Origin of the sequence: Flavobacterium cupriresistens (assembly GCF_020911925.1) — a bacterium.
Taxonomy (GTDB): domain Bacteria; phylum Bacteroidota; class Bacteroidia; order Flavobacteriales; family Flavobacteriaceae; genus Flavobacterium; species Flavobacterium cupriresistens.
In genome coordinates this window covers 1,296,833-1,309,621 of sequence record NZ_CP087134.1, presented here as the reverse complement: position 1 = coordinate 1,309,621, position 12,789 = coordinate 1,296,833, and the positions used below count along the sequence as shown (strand labels likewise).

Annotated in this window: 36 protein-coding genes; 2 read left to right on the top strand and 34 right to left on the bottom strand. The window is 33.9% G+C overall.

Annotated elements, in window-relative coordinates; all coding sequences use genetic code 11:
* Positions 1 to 2: 2 nt before the first annotated feature.
* The 33 genes from LNP23_RS05930 to LNP23_RS05775 form a co-directional block, all read right to left on the bottom strand.
* Positions 3 to 152 (bottom strand): class I lanthipeptide, encoded by a 150-nt coding sequence (locus LNP23_RS05930; RefSeq protein WP_230004263.1) that lies wholly within the window; start codon positions 150 to 152, stop codon positions 3 to 5.
* Positions 153 to 159: 7 nt separating this feature from the next.
* Positions 160 to 309 carry a class I lanthipeptide gene (locus LNP23_RS05925; protein WP_230004264.1) on the bottom strand — a complete coding sequence of 50 codons (150 nt, stop codon included), beginning with the start codon at positions 307 to 309 and terminating at the stop codon, positions 160 to 162.
* Between the two features lie 7 nt (positions 310 to 316).
* On the bottom strand, positions 317 to 466 hold the full coding sequence (locus tag LNP23_RS05920; protein WP_230004263.1) for a class I lanthipeptide: 150 nt from the start codon (positions 464 to 466) through the stop codon (positions 317 to 319).
* Positions 467 to 473: 7 nt separating this feature from the next.
* Positions 474 to 623, bottom strand: a complete 150-nt coding sequence (locus LNP23_RS05915; RefSeq protein ID WP_230004263.1) for a class I lanthipeptide — start codon at positions 621 to 623, stop codon at positions 474 to 476.
* A gap of 7 nt (positions 624 to 630) precedes the next feature.
* A complete protein-coding gene (locus LNP23_RS05910) occupies positions 631 to 780 on the bottom strand; it encodes a class I lanthipeptide (protein WP_230004263.1) in 150 nt (49 codons plus the stop codon).
* Positions 781 to 787: 7 nt separating this feature from the next.
* Positions 788 to 937: a class I lanthipeptide gene (locus LNP23_RS05905; protein ID WP_230004266.1), complete on the bottom strand. Its 150-nt coding sequence runs from the start codon at positions 935 to 937 to the stop codon at positions 788 to 790.
* A gap of 7 nt (positions 938 to 944) precedes the next feature.
* Complete coding sequence (locus LNP23_RS05900; protein WP_230004265.1) at positions 945 to 1,094, bottom strand: class I lanthipeptide; 150 nt, start codon at positions 1,092 to 1,094, stop codon at positions 945 to 947.
* A 7-nt stretch (positions 1,095 to 1,101) separates the two neighbouring features.
* On the bottom strand, positions 1,102 to 1,251 hold the full coding sequence (locus LNP23_RS05895; RefSeq protein ID WP_230004263.1) for a class I lanthipeptide: 150 nt from the start codon (positions 1,249 to 1,251) through the stop codon (positions 1,102 to 1,104).
* A gap of 7 nt (positions 1,252 to 1,258) precedes the next feature.
* On the bottom strand, positions 1,259 to 1,408 hold the full coding sequence (locus tag LNP23_RS05890; RefSeq protein ID WP_230004263.1) for a class I lanthipeptide: 150 nt from the start codon (positions 1,406 to 1,408) through the stop codon (positions 1,259 to 1,261).
* A 7-nt stretch (positions 1,409 to 1,415) separates the two neighbouring features.
* Complete coding sequence (locus LNP23_RS05885) at positions 1,416 to 1,565, bottom strand: class I lanthipeptide (protein WP_230004263.1); 150 nt, start codon at positions 1,563 to 1,565, stop codon at positions 1,416 to 1,418.
* A gap of 7 nt (positions 1,566 to 1,572) precedes the next feature.
* The gene (locus LNP23_RS05880; protein WP_230004264.1) at positions 1,573 to 1,722 is read right to left on the bottom strand and encodes a class I lanthipeptide; all 150 of its coding nucleotides are present in this window, start codon (positions 1,720 to 1,722) and stop codon (positions 1,573 to 1,575) included.
* A gap of 7 nt (positions 1,723 to 1,729) precedes the next feature.
* Positions 1,730 to 1,879, bottom strand: coding sequence for a class I lanthipeptide (locus LNP23_RS05875; protein ID WP_230004263.1), 150 nt, complete (start codon positions 1,877 to 1,879; stop codon positions 1,730 to 1,732).
* A gap of 7 nt (positions 1,880 to 1,886) precedes the next feature.
* A complete protein-coding gene (locus tag LNP23_RS05870; RefSeq protein WP_230004263.1) occupies positions 1,887 to 2,036 on the bottom strand; it encodes a class I lanthipeptide in 150 nt (49 codons plus the stop codon).
* A 7-nt stretch (positions 2,037 to 2,043) separates the two neighbouring features.
* Positions 2,044 to 2,193 carry a class I lanthipeptide gene (locus tag LNP23_RS05865; RefSeq protein WP_230004263.1) on the bottom strand — a complete coding sequence of 50 codons (150 nt, stop codon included), beginning with the start codon at positions 2,191 to 2,193 and terminating at the stop codon, positions 2,044 to 2,046.
* A 1-nt stretch (position 2,194) separates the two neighbouring features.
* Positions 2,195 to 2,335 (bottom strand): class I lanthipeptide, encoded by a 141-nt coding sequence (locus tag LNP23_RS05860; RefSeq protein WP_230004262.1) that lies wholly within the window; start codon positions 2,333 to 2,335, stop codon positions 2,195 to 2,197.
* A gap of 8 nt (positions 2,336 to 2,343) precedes the next feature.
* Positions 2,344 to 2,490 (bottom strand): class I lanthipeptide, encoded by a 147-nt coding sequence (locus tag LNP23_RS05855; RefSeq protein ID WP_165579359.1) that lies wholly within the window; start codon positions 2,488 to 2,490, stop codon positions 2,344 to 2,346.
* A 25-nt stretch (positions 2,491 to 2,515) separates the two neighbouring features.
* Positions 2,516 to 2,668, bottom strand: coding sequence for a class I lanthipeptide (locus LNP23_RS05850; protein ID WP_230004261.1), 153 nt, complete (start codon positions 2,666 to 2,668; stop codon positions 2,516 to 2,518).
* Between the two features lie 25 nt (positions 2,669 to 2,693).
* Positions 2,694 to 2,846, bottom strand: a complete 153-nt coding sequence (locus LNP23_RS05845; protein WP_230004260.1) for a class I lanthipeptide — start codon at positions 2,844 to 2,846, stop codon at positions 2,694 to 2,696.
* 182 nt (positions 2,847 to 3,028) lie between these two features.
* Positions 3,029 to 3,190, bottom strand: a complete 162-nt coding sequence (locus LNP23_RS05840) for a class I lanthipeptide (protein WP_230004259.1) — start codon at positions 3,188 to 3,190, stop codon at positions 3,029 to 3,031.
* A gap of 174 nt (positions 3,191 to 3,364) precedes the next feature.
* A complete protein-coding gene (locus LNP23_RS05835) occupies positions 3,365 to 3,517 on the bottom strand; it encodes a class I lanthipeptide (protein WP_165579357.1) in 153 nt (50 codons plus the stop codon).
* A 153-nt stretch (positions 3,518 to 3,670) separates the two neighbouring features.
* Positions 3,671 to 3,817 (bottom strand): class I lanthipeptide, encoded by a 147-nt coding sequence (locus LNP23_RS05830; protein WP_165579356.1) that lies wholly within the window; start codon positions 3,815 to 3,817, stop codon positions 3,671 to 3,673.
* Position 3,818: 1 nt separating this feature from the next.
* Positions 3,819 to 3,962, bottom strand: coding sequence for a class I lanthipeptide (locus tag LNP23_RS05825; protein WP_230004258.1), 144 nt, complete (start codon positions 3,960 to 3,962; stop codon positions 3,819 to 3,821).
* A 23-nt stretch (positions 3,963 to 3,985) separates the two neighbouring features.
* Positions 3,986 to 4,132, bottom strand: coding sequence for a class I lanthipeptide (locus tag LNP23_RS05820; RefSeq protein WP_230004257.1), 147 nt, complete (start codon positions 4,130 to 4,132; stop codon positions 3,986 to 3,988).
* Positions 4,133 to 4,155: 23 nt separating this feature from the next.
* On the bottom strand, positions 4,156 to 4,302 hold the full coding sequence (locus LNP23_RS05815) for a class I lanthipeptide (protein WP_230004256.1): 147 nt from the start codon (positions 4,300 to 4,302) through the stop codon (positions 4,156 to 4,158).
* A gap of 23 nt (positions 4,303 to 4,325) precedes the next feature.
* Positions 4,326 to 4,490 carry a class I lanthipeptide gene (locus LNP23_RS05810; protein WP_165579354.1) on the bottom strand — a complete coding sequence of 55 codons (165 nt, stop codon included), beginning with the start codon at positions 4,488 to 4,490 and terminating at the stop codon, positions 4,326 to 4,328.
* Positions 4,487 to 4,636: a class I lanthipeptide gene (locus LNP23_RS22925; protein ID WP_205625352.1), complete on the bottom strand. Its 150-nt coding sequence runs from the start codon at positions 4,634 to 4,636 to the stop codon at positions 4,487 to 4,489. Before LNP23_RS22925 ends, LNP23_RS05810 begins: the two co-directional genes overlap by 4 nt.
* A 31-nt stretch (positions 4,637 to 4,667) precedes the next feature.
* On the bottom strand, positions 4,668 to 4,832 hold the full coding sequence (locus LNP23_RS05805) for a class I lanthipeptide (protein ID WP_230004255.1): 165 nt from the start codon (positions 4,830 to 4,832) through the stop codon (positions 4,668 to 4,670).
* A gap of 483 nt (positions 4,833 to 5,315) precedes the next feature.
* Entirely contained in the window at positions 5,316 to 5,474 is a 159-nt protein-coding gene (locus LNP23_RS05800; protein WP_230004254.1) for a class I lanthipeptide, read from the bottom strand.
* A 12-nt stretch (positions 5,475 to 5,486) separates the two neighbouring features.
* A complete protein-coding gene (locus LNP23_RS05795; protein ID WP_165579352.1) occupies positions 5,487 to 5,657 on the bottom strand; it encodes a class I lanthipeptide in 171 nt (56 codons plus the stop codon).
* Positions 5,657 to 5,845 carry a class I lanthipeptide gene (locus tag LNP23_RS05790; protein WP_230004253.1) on the bottom strand — a complete coding sequence of 63 codons (189 nt, stop codon included), beginning with the start codon at positions 5,843 to 5,845 and terminating at the stop codon, positions 5,657 to 5,659. The genes LNP23_RS05795 and LNP23_RS05790 overlap by 1 nt, the downstream gene beginning before the upstream one ends.
* Positions 5,845 to 6,036 carry a class I lanthipeptide gene (locus LNP23_RS05785; protein ID WP_230004252.1) on the bottom strand — a complete coding sequence of 64 codons (192 nt, stop codon included), beginning with the start codon at positions 6,034 to 6,036 and terminating at the stop codon, positions 5,845 to 5,847. Before LNP23_RS05785 ends, LNP23_RS05790 begins: the two co-directional genes overlap by 1 nt.
* Positions 6,036 to 6,221, bottom strand: a complete 186-nt coding sequence (locus LNP23_RS05780; RefSeq protein WP_047774947.1) for a class I lanthipeptide — start codon at positions 6,219 to 6,221, stop codon at positions 6,036 to 6,038. The genes LNP23_RS05785 and LNP23_RS05780 overlap by 1 nt, the downstream gene beginning before the upstream one ends.
* Before the next feature lie 706 nt (positions 6,222 to 6,927).
* A complete protein-coding gene (locus LNP23_RS05775) occupies positions 6,928 to 8,760 on the bottom strand; it encodes a helix-turn-helix domain-containing protein (RefSeq protein WP_230004251.1) in 1,833 nt (610 codons plus the stop codon).
* Positions 8,761 to 8,916: 156 nt separating this feature from the next.
* On the opposite strand from LNP23_RS05775, the gene LNP23_RS05770 reads away from it, so the two are divergent.
* Positions 8,917 to 9,081, top strand: a complete 165-nt coding sequence (locus LNP23_RS05770; protein WP_165579350.1) for a hypothetical protein — start codon at positions 8,917 to 8,919, stop codon at positions 9,079 to 9,081.
* Between the two features lie 220 nt (positions 9,082 to 9,301).
* On the opposite strand, the gene LNP23_RS05765 is transcribed toward LNP23_RS05770, so the two are convergent.
* Positions 9,302 to 9,859, bottom strand: a complete 558-nt coding sequence (locus LNP23_RS05765) for a hypothetical protein (protein WP_047774994.1) — start codon at positions 9,857 to 9,859, stop codon at positions 9,302 to 9,304.
* Positions 9,860 to 9,975: 116 nt separating this feature from the next.
* Here LNP23_RS05765 and LNP23_RS05760 point away from each other — a divergent pair, with 116 nt between their 5' ends.
* Positions 9,976 to 12,747: a 2-oxoglutarate dehydrogenase E1 component gene (locus tag LNP23_RS05760; RefSeq protein WP_047774943.1), complete on the top strand. Its 2,772-nt coding sequence runs from the start codon at positions 9,976 to 9,978 to the stop codon at positions 12,745 to 12,747.
* Positions 12,748 to 12,789 lie beyond the last annotated feature (42 nt).

Here is a 12,789-nt window from a genome sequence, read left to right as displayed (position 1 = left end):
GATTAGTCTAGGGCTTTGGCCAATAAATAACTGATTACTAAAAGACATGTTGGGCTTGTGCCACCGTCAACGTCATACATTTGGTTGTCGTTTAATTCTGCAACAGCTACTTTATTGAAAGCTAACTTGTTGATTGTGTTTTTGTTTTTCATAAGAGAATTAGTCTAGGGCTTTTGCTAATAAAAAGCTGATTACTAAAAGACATGTTGGGCTTGTTCCACCGTCAACGTCATACATTTGGTTGTCGTTTAATTCTGCAACAGCTACTTTATTGAAAGCTAACTTGTTGATTGTGTTTTTGTTTTTCATAAGAGAATTAATCTAAGGCTTTTGCCAATAAATAACTGATTACTAAAAGACATGTTGGGCTTGTTCCGCCGTCAACGTCATACATTTGGTTGTCGTTTAATTCTGCAACAGCTACTTTATTGAAAGCTAACTTGTTGATTGTGTTTTTGTTTTTCATAAGAGAATTAGTCTAAGGCTTTAGCCAATAAATAACTGATTACTAAAAGACAGGTTGGGCTTGTGCCACCGTCAACGTCATACATTTGGTTGTCGTTTAATTCTGCAACAGCTACTTTATTGAAAGCTAACTTGTTGATTGTGTTTTTGTTTTTCATAAGAGGATTAGTCTAGGGCTTTTGCCAATAAATAACTGATTACTAAAAGACAGGTTGGGCTTGTGCCACCGTCAACGTCATACATTTGGTTGTCGTTTAATTCTGCAACAGCAACTTTATTGAAAGCTAACTTGTTGATTGTGTTTTTGTTTTTCATAAGAGAATTAGTCTAGGGCTTTAGCTAATAAAAAGCTGATTACTAAAAGACAGGTTGGGCTTGTTCCACCGTCAACGTCATACATTTGGTTGTCGTTTAATTCTGCAACAGCTACTTTATTAAAAGCTAACTTGTTGATTGTGTTTTGTTTTTTCATAAGAGGATTAGTCTAGGGCTTTAGCCAATAAATAACTGATTACTAAAAGACAGGTTGGGCTTGTTCCACCGTCAACGTCATACATTTGGTTGTCGTTTAATTCTGCAACAGCTACTTTATTGAAAGCTAACTTGTTGATTGTGTTTTGTTTTTTCATAAGAGAATTAGTCTAGGGCTTTGGCCAATAAATAACTGATTACTAAAAGACATGTTGGGCTTGTTCCACCGTCAACGTCATACATTTGGTTGTCGTTTAATTCTGCAACAGCTACTTTATTAAAAGCTAACTTGTTGATTGTGTTTTTGTTTTTCATAAGAGGATTAGTCTAGGGCTTTGGCCAATAAATAACTGATTACTAAAAGACATGTTGGGCTTGTTCCACCGTCAACGTCATACATTTGGTTGTCGTTTAATTCTGCAACAGCTACTTTATTAAAAGCTAACTTGTTGATTGTGTTTTTGTTTTTCATAAGAGGATTAGTCTAGGGCTTTAGCCAATAAATAACTGATTACTAAAAGACATGTTGGGCTTGTGCCACCGTCAACGTCATACATTTGGTTGTCGTTTAATTCTGCAACAGCTACTTTATTGAAAGCTAACTTGTTGATTGTGTTTTTGTTTTTCATAAGAGAATTAGTCTAGGGCTTTTGCTAATAAAAAGCTGATTACTAAAAGACAGGTTGGGCTTGTGCCACCGTCAACGTCATACATTTGGTTGTCGTTTAATTCTGCAACAGCTACTTTATTGAAAGCTAACTTGTTGATTGTGTTTTTGTTTTTCATAAGAGAATTAGTCTAGGGCTTTAGCCAATAAATAACTGATTACTAAAAGACAGGTTGGGCTTGTTCCACCGTCAACGTCATACATTTGGTTGTCGTTTAATTCTGCAACAGCTACTTTATTGAAAGCTAACTTGTTGATTGTGTTTTTGTTTTTCATAAGAGAATTAGTCTAAGGCTTTAGCCAATAAATAACTGATTACTAAAAGACATGTTGGGCTTGTTCCACCGTCAACGTCATACATTTGGTTGTCGTTTAATTCTGCAACAGCAACTTTATTGAAAGCTAACTTGTTGATTGTGTTTTTGTTTTTCATAAGAGAATTAGTCTAGGGCTTTGGCCAATAAATAACTGATTACTAAAAGACATGTTGGGCTTGTTCCACCGTCAACGTCATACATTTGGTTGTCGTTTAATTCTGCAACAGCTACTTTATTGAAAGCTAACTTGTTGATTGTGTTTTTGTTTTTCATACTACACAAAAGTGATTACGATAGTTGGTAAAATTGAAACACGACTTCCGCCTCCGTCTACTTCTTGTAATTGATTGTCGTTTAATTCTGTAACAGCTACTTTATTGAAAGCAAGCTTGTTGGTTGTGTTTTGGTTTTTCATGTTTTTGATTAGATTAAGGTTGCGACGATAATAGTTGGATAGAAAATTGTAAAAGTGCTTGCACCTCCATTTACGTCTTGCAATTGGGTTTCATTTAATTCTGTAACAGCTGTTTTATTGAAAGCAAGCTTGTTCGTTGGATTCTGTTTTTTCATCTTTATAATAGTTTTAGGTTGTTAATTAATCTTGTACAAGTGTGATAAATACAAGGCTCGTGCCTCCTACAAATGTTATGGAGGTACCCCCATTGATCTCCGTTAATTGATTCTCATTCAATTCTGCAACAGCTACTTTATTGAAAGCAAGCTTGTTGGTTGGGTTTTGTTTTTTCATCTTTTTAAGAATTTTAGATTATTAATTAATTTTGCATAAGCGTTATAAATATGAGACTTGTACCACCTACAGTGAACACTGAAGTTCCCCCATTGATCGCTGTTAATTGTTTCTCATTCAATTCTGCAACAGCCACTTTATTGAAAGCAAGCTTGTTCGTTGGATTCTGCTTTTTCATTTTTATACTTTTTTAGATTGTTGATTAATTTTTACAAGCTTAGTTACCTGGTGACTTACACCAGTTACAGTCATCGTTGAATTTCCCCGTTAACCTCCGGAAATTCTCCAGTTTTCAGCTCTGTAACTACCTAACATTCAAAGCGAACTTGTTAGAAGCGTTTTGCTTCTTCATTCGAATTGTTATACGTTCTGTACATCTGGAGGAAGAATAAGTCCTGTCAGCGTTATACTGCCGTTTGTAGTACTCGTCCCGCCATTTACATTTGTTAATTGATTCTCATTCAATTCTGCAACAGCCACTTTGTTGAAAGCAAGCTTATTCGTTGGATTCTGCTTTTTCATTTTTATACTTTTTTAGAGTGTTGATTAATTTTTATAAGCTTAGTTACCTGGTGACTTGCACCCGTTATCGTGGGAGCTTCTCTGCCGATCTCTGCCGATCTCTGCCAATTGTCCGACAATCGATTCTGCAACACCTACTTTTTTAAAGACTAGCTTATTAGTAATTTCTGTTTTTTAGTCTATTTGAATTAGAGTCATCGTTACTAACATCATACTGTGAATAGACATTAAAGTACCTCCATTCACCTCTTGCAATTGAGTATCATTTAATTCTGCAACAGCTACTTTATTAAAAGCAAGCTTGTTCGTTGGGTTTTGTTTTTTCATTTTTATACTTTTTTAGATTGTTAATTTTTTTTTATAATCATAGTTATCAGGTGACTTACAGCCGCTTCAGATAGGGTTGAAGTTTCTCCTTTAACCTCCGGTAATTGTTCGGTTTTCAATTCTGTAACAGCCACTTTATTAAAGACTGGCTTATTATTCCATTACAGTCTGCGTTATTAGTATCGTAATGTTGAAAGAAATGTAAGTTCCTCCATTCACGTCCTGTAATTGATTCTCATTCAATTCTGCAACAGCCACTTTATTGAAAGCAAGCTTGTTCGTTGGATTCTGTTTTTTCATTTTACACCAAAGTCAACATTATCATTGTGTAAACGACGCTAGGAAGATGAGTACCACCATTTACTTCTTGTAATTGCTTTTCATTCAATTCTGCAACAGCTATTTTATTAAAAGCCAGCTTGTTGGTTGGGTTTTGTTTTTTCATCTTTAAATGTTTATTAAGATTGATTAGACTAAGTCATCAGGAAAAAAAGTTATTATTATTGTAGGTAGTGTTGTAACTCCGCCTTTCACGTCCAATAATTGAGTGTCATTCAGTTCTGCAACAGCCAGTTTGGTAAAAACAAGCTTGTTCGTTGGGTTTTGTTTTTTCATCTTTAAATGTTTATTAAGATTGATTAGACTAAGTCATCAGGAAAAAAAGTTATTATTATTGTAGGTAGTGGTGTAACTCCGCCTTTCACGTCCACTAATTGACTGTCATTCAGTTCTGCAACAGCCAGTTTGGTAAAGACAAGCTTGTTGGTTGGGTTTTGTTTTTTCATCTTTAAATATTTTGAGTTATTAATTACATTAAATCCTGGGTTACTTTAAGACAACAGCAGCCGGTACAAGAATCTCCTCCTCCAAATATGGATGTCCCTCCGTGTATTTCTATAAGTAAAAAATCATTCAATTCCGCAACAGCCATTTTACTAAAAATCAGCTTGTTGTTTGGGTTTTGCTTTTTCATAATTGAACTACAGTCTTAATTATTAATATGGTAGAGGTGAAAGAAATTAAAGTACCTCCATTTACCTCTTGTAAATGAGTATCATTCAGTTCTGCAACAGCTACTTTATTAAAAGCCAGCTTGTTCGTTGGATTTTGTTTTTTCATCTTTAATAGAAATTATATCTGTTAGTAAATTTTATTGAATAAGAAGTACTGTTTGAGCACAAACACAACCGGTACAATTACCTCCACCGCCATCTATTGAGGTTCCACCATTAATTTCCTGCAATTGGTTTTCATTTAATTCTATAACAACTACTTTATTAAAAGCCAGTTTGCTGTTTGGGTTTTGTTTTTTCATGTTGATTTATTTTGTTGTTGTTGTTGTTGTTGTTTTAAATTGATACTTACAATAAATGCTCAGCACTAAAACCGGTTGCCTTTTTTAAACAGATTCTGTTTGTTTTTGAGCATACCTGTGCCACATGTTAATAGCCGCCAAATGAATAGCCTGATACTAACGAGCCCTGGGTTATGACCATCCTTGTCAAAAAAATCAGCAATTGCTTAAGATCTCTTTAATCAAGGATGCCATAGTTTGAAAATGGAATACCATTAATCATTTGAGTTAGATGGATTATTCTAATCCATTAATCTCATTGTAGCCAAATAAGTGTTGGGTGTAAGAAGTACTTTAGAAAGTGTAAAAAACGAAGTAATAAGATGTTTTTTACTTTTGCAGAAGCAATTTACAGTTAACCTATAAGCCATTACGTTTTGTTAAATTTTATTATAAAATAGAGTCTCCACACCCTGTTTATTTTATAATATACTGATCCATTCTTTATACAACCATTAACCAGGTGCCATATCCGGTAACAATAATAAATGTTCTTATTAAAGTATCTGTGCCTCCGTTGATATCGTTCAACTGATCGTCGTTCAATTCTGTAATAACCACCTTATTGAAGGTCAGTTTATTGTTTAGTTTTTGCTTTTTCATTGGATCAATCAATTACATTTGTTGCAATACAGTAATACTAGTCTGACCACAGCAGCATCCGCTACAAGTCTCTCCTCCAAGGATTGTTGAACCACCATTGATTTCGATAAGGGAATTATCGTTTAATTCTGTAACATCTGCTCTTTTAAAATACAGTTTGTTGTTTAGGTTTATGTTTTTCATTAGAATTGATTTTTAATGATTGTTATTTTTGTTAAGATAGGATCACAAATACAGCCCGAATTTGGGTTCGTATCGGTATCTTGTCCCGTTATTACGCCACCGTTAACACTTCTTAATTGTTGAGCGTTTAATTCTGTAACATCTGATTTTTTAAAATACAGTTTGTTCGTTAGGTTTACGTTTTTCATTAGAATTGATAGGGTTTAATAACGGTTAGTTTTGTTAAGATAGGATCACAGATACAGCCCGAATTTGGGTTGGTATCGGTATCTTGTCCCGTTATTACACCGCCATTCACATTTCTTAATTGTTGAACGTTTAATTCTGTAACATCCGATTTTTTAAAATACAGTTTGTTCGTTAGGTTTGCGTTTTTCATTAGAATTGATTTTTAATAACCGTTAATTTTGTCAAAATAGGATCACAGATACAACCGGAACCAGGTTTGGTATCAAGATCAAGGTCATCTTTTACGCCACCGTTCACACTTCTTAATTGTTGAACGTTTAATTCTGTAACATTAGCTTTGTTGAAAGCCAATTTGGTTTGGTTTTGCTTTTTCATTTTTGTTAAGATTTAATAATTAATAGTCTTTTTAAAATCACTGATTAAAATAAAGGCACATCGAATTGTCCAAAAAATTACAGCTCGCTTTACGGAACAACAAGAATTTCGATATCAGTTATTGCAACCTGAATTCCTGATTGTATCCTAAATAGGCAATCGTAAATTAGTCCGGAAAAAATTCTGGCTTATTTAAAAAGTTTTGAAATTCGTTTTTTTAATTTAAAGAATAACGATTTGGATGGTTTACCATCATCATTATCTTCAATCTTGAAAATTGAATTTTTGCTGAGCCGTTTTTCGCTCGGTCGATTACTGTTAGTCATAATTTTTTTTTTAAGCTAACAAGTATGCAGTGTAGAAGTACTTTTAGAAATAGTGAAAAAAAGTTTTAATTAAAGACACTTTTTTTCTACTTTTGTAGAAGTAATTTCTGGCAACTTGTTAGGTATTACGTTTTTGTTAAAACACCTTATAAAACAGAGTCTCCACACTCTGTTTTATTTTTTTGGTTTGAAGTGGCTACTCATTTTCATTTTCGCCACCCTTCAAAACCAAAGTAGAAGTTAATCTGATATTCGGATTAATTCTGAGACAAAGTAAAATCTTTTTTTCCTGTAAAAAAAATCAAAAACCCCCATATTTATAAAATAAGGGGGTTCTTTTTTTGTTGTAATTTATTGCTTTTCAGGAACTTACAAGCGATCTACTTGTTTTCACTTTCTTTCATCTGATTTATCTTTTTTATATAAATAGAGGGGCTAATTCCGGTTGCAACCTTAAAATATTTAGTAAAAGACTCCGGACTTTTATACCCAATTTCTTCCGCAATTGCATTAATTGAATACGATCTTAGCTTAGCATTATTCTTTAATTCAATAATAATATAGTTAATCCTTAACTCATTTACATACGAACTGAAGTTTTTGTCCAATTCACTATTGACAATTTTAGACAAATAAGCGGTGTTTGTCTTTAATCGTTTCGCAACATTATGCAGAGTAAAGTCTTGTCTCAGGAACAATCTCTTCTCTTCGAGTTTAATTAGCTTATCTAAAATTTCTACTCTTGTTTCATCTTTGATAATAAAATTACTTCCCGTTGGTTCTTCTATGTCAGAGCCATTGTGGTCTGCGATGGATTCATCCTCTGCTATTAAATCATCATTAGAAGTAGTATTTATAGTAACAATGTTGCTTGGAATGAATTCTGTTTCAGATTCTTCTTCTAAAAGATCCGGCTCTGTGATTTCATCATCACCTGCCAAAGTGTGTTTTTGCTGGCTTTCATCAGCCGTTTTTGGATTTTGATGCTCGAAGTCTTTGATTTTGAGTAGTAACTCCTCAAATTTGACTTGATTTTGTATGCCCTCTTTTCTTCGTTTCATATAATAACCAATAAACAGAAGAATTAAAAAGGTTGTTGAACCAAGCAGTATCCATTTTTGATGCTCTTGTGTTTTCTCTCTCTCTTTACTTTCTGAGATGTCTATTTTATGCAAATGATCGACAGCTTCAATTCTTTTTTCCCCTATTTTCTTCGACTTTTCAATAAACTGACCATAATAATAATTGGATTCTGAAAAATTTTCGATGAATTTATAGTTCTCTGCCAATAAGTAATATATTTCAGACAGGTTTTCTGTGGGTATTTTTGATGTTTGCTCCGTACTAAGAATCGATTTTAAGAGCATTATCGCTTTATCGTAATCTTTCTGAAGCGAATACAATTTAGAGATCCTGATATTTGTTTCTGTAATCAAATTATTGCTCTCAATTTTCTGAGCAATATTTAGGGCCTTATCGAAGGTTAATTTAGCATTTACAAAGTCCTTTTTATCGATGTAAATTAAGCCCAATTGGGACAAAAAGTGGATTTCATGCTCTTTTAGATGGTTTTTTTGCGATTCCTGAATACCACTTTTTATAAAAACATAGGCGGAGTCCTGCTTATTTAAATTAATATACGTTTTTACTAAACCCAGTTTTATATCTAGTTTACTTACGTTACTAAAACCTTCCTTGTTTAAATTTTCTTTATATATTTTTAAAGCCTCCTGATACCTTTCTAATTCATACGCAATGCTGCCTCTTTTTATCGAAATGTAATTGTAAGCCCCGACATCATTGAGTTTTTTAGATAAAGTAACACATTCTTCATAAAGAGTTAAAGCTTCCTGGAAATCAAATTCATTAAATAAATAGTTCGCTTTATTGATTTTGAAAACCATTTCCAGCTTTTCGTTATCAATGGCACCAGCTTTCTGAATTGCTTTGTCAAAATAATAAAAAGCGCTGTCTTTTTGAGTTAAAGCGCCACTTAAGTCGGCCAGGAAACAATACGATTTTGCCTCTTCAACCACTAAATCATTGGTTTTAGCGTACTTTAATAACTTATGGCAGTAGTATTTTGCTTTACTCGGATTATTGTACAAAAGGCTTTTAACCGAATCTTTATAAGTTTCAATTTTATTTTGGGAAAAGGTAAAATTGACTATAAATAATAAAATTAAGACAAGCATCTTATTTAGTCTATTCATATTCATTTATTTTAAAGTAAAGCATTAATAATCAATCAATTACAGTTGTGTGATTATAGGCTATTTTTATAAATCTGGGGATTTATGACTTTTTTCAGTGGCTTTTTTGAGATAATTTCACAATCAATTCAAAAACCAATTTAAAAACCAAAGATTATGAAAAAATTTAACTTAAAAAAATTAGCATTAAAAAAAACTAGTATTATAGAACTAAGCTCAGAAGAGGCTAGATTAATTATAGGTGGTAACAGTACAGAAAATGTAGTGCCTGCTCCAAACCAAACAGATCCAAGAAGTATGTATTCCATGTTTTGTGGTTAAGATACAGCAACCAAACAAAAAGAGCGACTCGATGGAGTCGCTCTTTTTGTTTACAGTAATACTTATTCCTTTTCTAAGATTTCATTTCAGATTCCTCCTGTTTCTTACTTTCGATTGAATCAACCCTTTTACAGGCGTAATGCTGGATCAAATTCTTAAACAGCATACTTTGCACCTAAAACTAAGAATATCAGCGTTTAAAGACCTTAATTGCTTTAAATTAAAAATAAACTCGCACAAAGGGCATAAAGCCGGATCCATACAAACTTCTATCCGGATCGTACAAAACATCGTAGCGTGCACCAATGGTTACGCTTCCCGTTCTGTAACCTGCACCGAGATATAAAGCAGTATTCCAATAATTATCGGAATAAGATGGTCTGAAATTATTCGATTTATAATCTGTGTTTACTCTTACCTGTTCTAATTCTGCCGATAACTGAATTTCCGGAATCGGATTCACCAAACCCACAAGGCTTCCGCCATAAACAAAAGACTCATAATAGTTTTTTGAATACAAGTAGCCAAACTGCAGTCCTACACCCACAGAAACAATTGGATTAACATTATAAATGGCACTTGGCATAACCGAAATATCTGTATATCCGGAACCAATTCCAAGACCGACACCACCACCAAACTGAACTTTATCCCAAAAGACACTACTATTGTCTATAACATAATTTGGCCGCTGCTGCGCAATTGTAAGATTTGAAAATAAGAACATCAAAATCACAAAAATTGATTTGAAAACGATTGAAAAATGATTTTTCCTCATAGCTTGGTCCATTTTTAACAAATTTTTACGTAAAAGTACGCAAAAAAAGAATCTAAATAAATGCGATTGTTGTACTTTTGCCATTCTATTTAACAAAAAGTATATTCACTAATATTATGGATAGGTTTTCATTTTTAAATGCAGCGCATACAGAGTTTTTCGCACAACTATATGATCAATATTTAGTAAATCCAGACAGCGTTGAGCCAAGCTGGAGAAGCTTCTTTCAAGGTTTTGACTTTGGAATGACAACTTATAATGACGAAAATCCTGTTCAACAAATCGTTGAATTCGCTGCGAACAACACCGATTACAGTCAGATTTCTGAAAAATTACAAAAAGAATTTAACGTATTAAAATTAATTGACGGATACCGCACTCGTGGCCATTTGTTTACCAAAACAAATCCGGTTCGTGACCGTAGAGTTTCTTCTCCTTCTTTAGATATCGAAAATTTTGGATTATCAACTGCTGATTTATCTCTAGTTTTTGATGCTGCAAAAGTTATCGGAGTAGCTCCGTGTTCTTTACAAGACATTATTACACGTCTTCAGTCTATTTACTGCCAACACATTGGTATTGAATACATGTATATCAGAAATCCTAATGTTGTAAAATGGATTCAGGACAAATTGGCTGTAAATGTCAATCAGCCGAGTTTTTCAGGTGATGAAAAGAAAATCATATTAGAAAAATTAAACGAAGCCGTTTCTTTCGAGAACTTTTTACATACAAAATATGTAGGTCAAAAAAGATTCTCATTGGAAGGTGGAGAAACTATTATTCCTGCACTTGATGCTTTAATCGAAAAAGCAGCTGAAAAAGGAGTTGAACAATTCGTAATGGGAATGGCTCACCGTGGTCGTTTGAACGTTTTGGCCAACATCTTCGGAAAATCAACTCAGGATATCTTTGGTGAATTTGATGGTAAAGATTACGATCAGGAATATTTTGACGGTGACGTAAAATACCACTTAGGTCTTACTGCCGATAAGAAAACAAGATCTGGAAAAAACATCAACATCAATTTAGCACCAAACCCTTCTCACTTAGAGACTGTTGGAGCTGTAATTGAAGGAATTACCAGAGCAAAACAAGATAAATATTACGCAGACGATTTCTCAAAAGTACTTCCTATTGCCGTTCACGGTGATGCTGCAATTGCAGGTCAGGGAATTTTGTATGAAATTATTCAAATGGCACAACTTGACGGTTACAAAACCGGAGGAACAATCCATATCGTAATCAACAATCAGGTTGGATTTACAACCAACTATTTAGACGCGCGTTCTTCTACTTATTGTACAGATGTTGCTAAAGTAACTCTTTCACCTGTATTACACGTAAATGCTGACGATGCTGAAGCGGTTGTACATGCGGTATCTTTTGCTTTAGACTACAGAATGCAATTCGGACGTGACGTATTTATTGACTTATTAGGATATAGAAAATACGGACATAACGAAGGTGACGAACCTCGTTTTACACAACCGGTTTTATATAAAATCATCGCTAAACATAAAAATCCAAGAGATATTTATGCAGAAAAATTATTGTCTGACGGCGTAATTGATGCTACTTATGTGAATGGTTTAGAAAAAGAATACAAATCAGACATGGAGGAGAATTTAGAAGCTTCCCGTAAAAAAGATTTGACCATTATCACACCATTCATGAAAAACGAATGGGAAGGATTTGTTCAGGTAACTGACACACAAATGCTTCAAAAAGTTGATACTACTTTTGATAAAAAAGGATTGGATTCTATCATCAATACCATCTCGACCTTACCATCAGATAAAAAGTTTATCAATAAAATATCAAAAATTGTAGCCGACAGAAAAACCGGATACGATAACAATACCCTAGACTGGGGAACTGCAGAAGCATTAGCTTACGGTTCACTTCTAACAGAAGGTTTTGATGTTAGAATTTCAGGACAGGATGTGGAGCGTGGTACATTCTCTCACCGTCATGCCGTTGTTAAGGTAGAAGATTCAGAAGAAGAAGTAATTCTTTTGGATGCTATCGAAAACAAAAAAGGAAAATTCGGAGTATTCAATTCCCTTTTATCTGAATACGGAGTTCTAGGTTTTGATTACGGATATGCATTGGCAAATCCAAAAGCATTAACGATCTGGGAAGCACAATTTGGAGATTTCTCTAACGGTGCTCAAATCATGATCGACCAATACATCTCTTGTGGTGAAGACAAATGGAACAACCAAAACGGTATTGTTTTATTATTGCCACACGGATACGAAGGACAAGGTGCTGAGCACTCTTCTGCAAGAATGGAACGTTACTTACAATTATGTGCGAGACACAATATGTATGTAGCAGATTGTACAACACCAGCCAACTTCTTCCACTTGTTGAGAAGACAAATGAAAACGAATTTCCGTAAACCATTGGTGGTTTTCTCTCCAAAAAGTTTATTACGTGACCCAAGATGTGTGTCTACAGTAGAAGACTTAGCTAGCGGAAGTTTCCAGGAAACAATTGATGATACAACTGTAAACAAAAAAGAAGTGAAAACTTTGGTTTTCTGTACCGGTAAATTCTACTATGATATTGTTGCCGAAAGAGAAAACAACGGAAGAAATGACGTTGCAGTAGTTCGTATCGAGCAATTGTTCCCTTTCCCGGCAGATCAAATCAAAGAAATCATCGCACAATATCCAAATGCTGATGATTATGTTTGGGCACAGGAAGAGCCTAAAAACATGGGAGCTTACAGCTTTATGCTGATGAATTTTGATCTTGTAAAATGGAGATTGGCTTCGTTAAAAGCTTACGCTGCACCGGCATCAGGAAGTTACACACGTGCAAAACGTCGCCATGCAGATGCGATCAGAATGGTATTTGATAAAAATTTATTTAGATAATTAAAAATAATTGTTTCAAGTTTAAAGTTTCAGGTTCAGTAA

Bases quoted from the DNA above. Each gene is read 5' to 3' on its own strand.
- LNP23_RS05930 (WP_230004263.1), bottom strand. From the start codon at position 152: ATGAAAAACAAAAACACAATCAACAAGTTAGCTTTCAATAAAGTAGCT.
- LNP23_RS05925 (WP_230004264.1), bottom strand. From the start codon at position 309: ATGAAAAACAAAAACACAATCAACAAGTTAGCTTTCAATAAAGTAGCT.
- LNP23_RS05920 (WP_230004263.1), bottom strand. From the start codon at position 466: ATGAAAAACAAAAACACAATCAACAAGTTAGCTTTCAATAAAGTAGCT.
- LNP23_RS05915 (WP_230004263.1), bottom strand. From the start codon at position 623: ATGAAAAACAAAAACACAATCAACAAGTTAGCTTTCAATAAAGTAGCT.
- LNP23_RS05910 (WP_230004263.1), bottom strand. From the start codon at position 780: ATGAAAAACAAAAACACAATCAACAAGTTAGCTTTCAATAAAGTTGCT.
- LNP23_RS05905 (WP_230004266.1), bottom strand. From the start codon at position 937: ATGAAAAAACAAAACACAATCAACAAGTTAGCTTTTAATAAAGTAGCT.
- LNP23_RS05900 (WP_230004265.1), bottom strand. From the start codon at position 1,094: ATGAAAAAACAAAACACAATCAACAAGTTAGCTTTCAATAAAGTAGCT.
- LNP23_RS05895 (WP_230004263.1), bottom strand. From the start codon at position 1,251: ATGAAAAACAAAAACACAATCAACAAGTTAGCTTTTAATAAAGTAGCT.
- LNP23_RS05890 (WP_230004263.1), bottom strand. From the start codon at position 1,408: ATGAAAAACAAAAACACAATCAACAAGTTAGCTTTTAATAAAGTAGCT.
- LNP23_RS05885 (WP_230004263.1), bottom strand. From the start codon at position 1,565: ATGAAAAACAAAAACACAATCAACAAGTTAGCTTTCAATAAAGTAGCT.
- LNP23_RS05880 (WP_230004264.1), bottom strand. From the start codon at position 1,722: ATGAAAAACAAAAACACAATCAACAAGTTAGCTTTCAATAAAGTAGCT.
- LNP23_RS05875 (WP_230004263.1), bottom strand. From the start codon at position 1,879: ATGAAAAACAAAAACACAATCAACAAGTTAGCTTTCAATAAAGTAGCT.
- LNP23_RS05870 (WP_230004263.1), bottom strand. From the start codon at position 2,036: ATGAAAAACAAAAACACAATCAACAAGTTAGCTTTCAATAAAGTTGCT.
- LNP23_RS05865 (WP_230004263.1), bottom strand. From the start codon at position 2,193: ATGAAAAACAAAAACACAATCAACAAGTTAGCTTTCAATAAAGTAGCT.
- LNP23_RS05860 (WP_230004262.1), bottom strand. From the start codon at position 2,335: ATGAAAAACCAAAACACAACCAACAAGCTTGCTTTCAATAAAGTAGCT.
- LNP23_RS05855 (WP_165579359.1), bottom strand. From the start codon at position 2,490: ATGAAAAAACAGAATCCAACGAACAAGCTTGCTTTCAATAAAACAGCT.
- LNP23_RS05850 (WP_230004261.1), bottom strand. From the start codon at position 2,668: ATGAAAAAACAAAACCCAACCAACAAGCTTGCTTTCAATAAAGTAGCT.
- LNP23_RS05845 (WP_230004260.1), bottom strand. From the start codon at position 2,846: ATGAAAAAGCAGAATCCAACGAACAAGCTTGCTTTCAATAAAGTGGCT.
- LNP23_RS05840 (WP_230004259.1), bottom strand. From the start codon at position 3,190: ATGAAAAAGCAGAATCCAACGAATAAGCTTGCTTTCAACAAAGTGGCT.
- LNP23_RS05835 (WP_165579357.1), bottom strand. From the start codon at position 3,517: ATGAAAAAACAAAACCCAACGAACAAGCTTGCTTTTAATAAAGTAGCT.
- LNP23_RS05830 (WP_165579356.1), bottom strand. From the start codon at position 3,817: ATGAAAAAACAGAATCCAACGAACAAGCTTGCTTTCAATAAAGTGGCT.
- LNP23_RS05825 (WP_230004258.1), bottom strand. From the start codon at position 3,962: ATGAAAAAACAAAACCCAACCAACAAGCTGGCTTTTAATAAAATAGCT.
- LNP23_RS05820 (WP_230004257.1), bottom strand. From the start codon at position 4,132: ATGAAAAAACAAAACCCAACGAACAAGCTTGTTTTTACCAAACTGGCT.
- LNP23_RS05815 (WP_230004256.1), bottom strand. From the start codon at position 4,302: ATGAAAAAACAAAACCCAACCAACAAGCTTGTCTTTACCAAACTGGCT.
- LNP23_RS05810 (WP_165579354.1), bottom strand. From the start codon at position 4,490: ATGAAAAAGCAAAACCCAAACAACAAGCTGATTTTTAGTAAAATGGCT.
- LNP23_RS22925 (WP_205625352.1), bottom strand. From the start codon at position 4,636: ATGAAAAAACAAAATCCAACGAACAAGCTGGCTTTTAATAAAGTAGCT.
- LNP23_RS05805 (WP_230004255.1), bottom strand. From the start codon at position 4,832: ATGAAAAAACAAAACCCAAACAGCAAACTGGCTTTTAATAAAGTAGTT.
- LNP23_RS05800 (WP_230004254.1), bottom strand. From the start codon at position 5,474: ATGAAAAAGCAAAAACTAAACAATAAACTGACCTTCAATAAGGTGGTT.
- LNP23_RS05795 (WP_165579352.1), bottom strand. From the start codon at position 5,657: ATGAAAAACATAAACCTAAACAACAAACTGTATTTTAAAAGAGCAGAT.
- LNP23_RS05790 (WP_230004253.1), bottom strand. From the start codon at position 5,845: ATGAAAAACGTAAACCTAACGAACAAACTGTATTTTAAAAAATCAGAT.
- LNP23_RS05785 (WP_230004252.1), bottom strand. From the start codon at position 6,036: ATGAAAAACGCAAACCTAACGAACAAACTGTATTTTAAAAAATCGGAT.
- LNP23_RS05780 (WP_047774947.1), bottom strand. From the start codon at position 6,221: ATGAAAAAGCAAAACCAAACCAAATTGGCTTTCAACAAAGCTAATGTT.
- LNP23_RS05775 (WP_230004251.1), bottom strand. From the start codon at position 8,760: ATGAATAGACTAAATAAGATGCTTGTCTTAATTTTATTATTTATAGTC.
- LNP23_RS05770 (WP_165579350.1), top strand. From the start codon at position 8,917: ATGAAAAAATTTAACTTAAAAAAATTAGCATTAAAAAAAACTAGTATT.
- LNP23_RS05765 (WP_047774994.1), bottom strand. From the start codon at position 9,859: ATGAGGAAAAATCATTTTTCAATCGTTTTCAAATCAATTTTTGTGATT.
- LNP23_RS05760 (WP_047774943.1), top strand. From the start codon at position 9,976: ATGGATAGGTTTTCATTTTTAAATGCAGCGCATACAGAGTTTTTCGCA.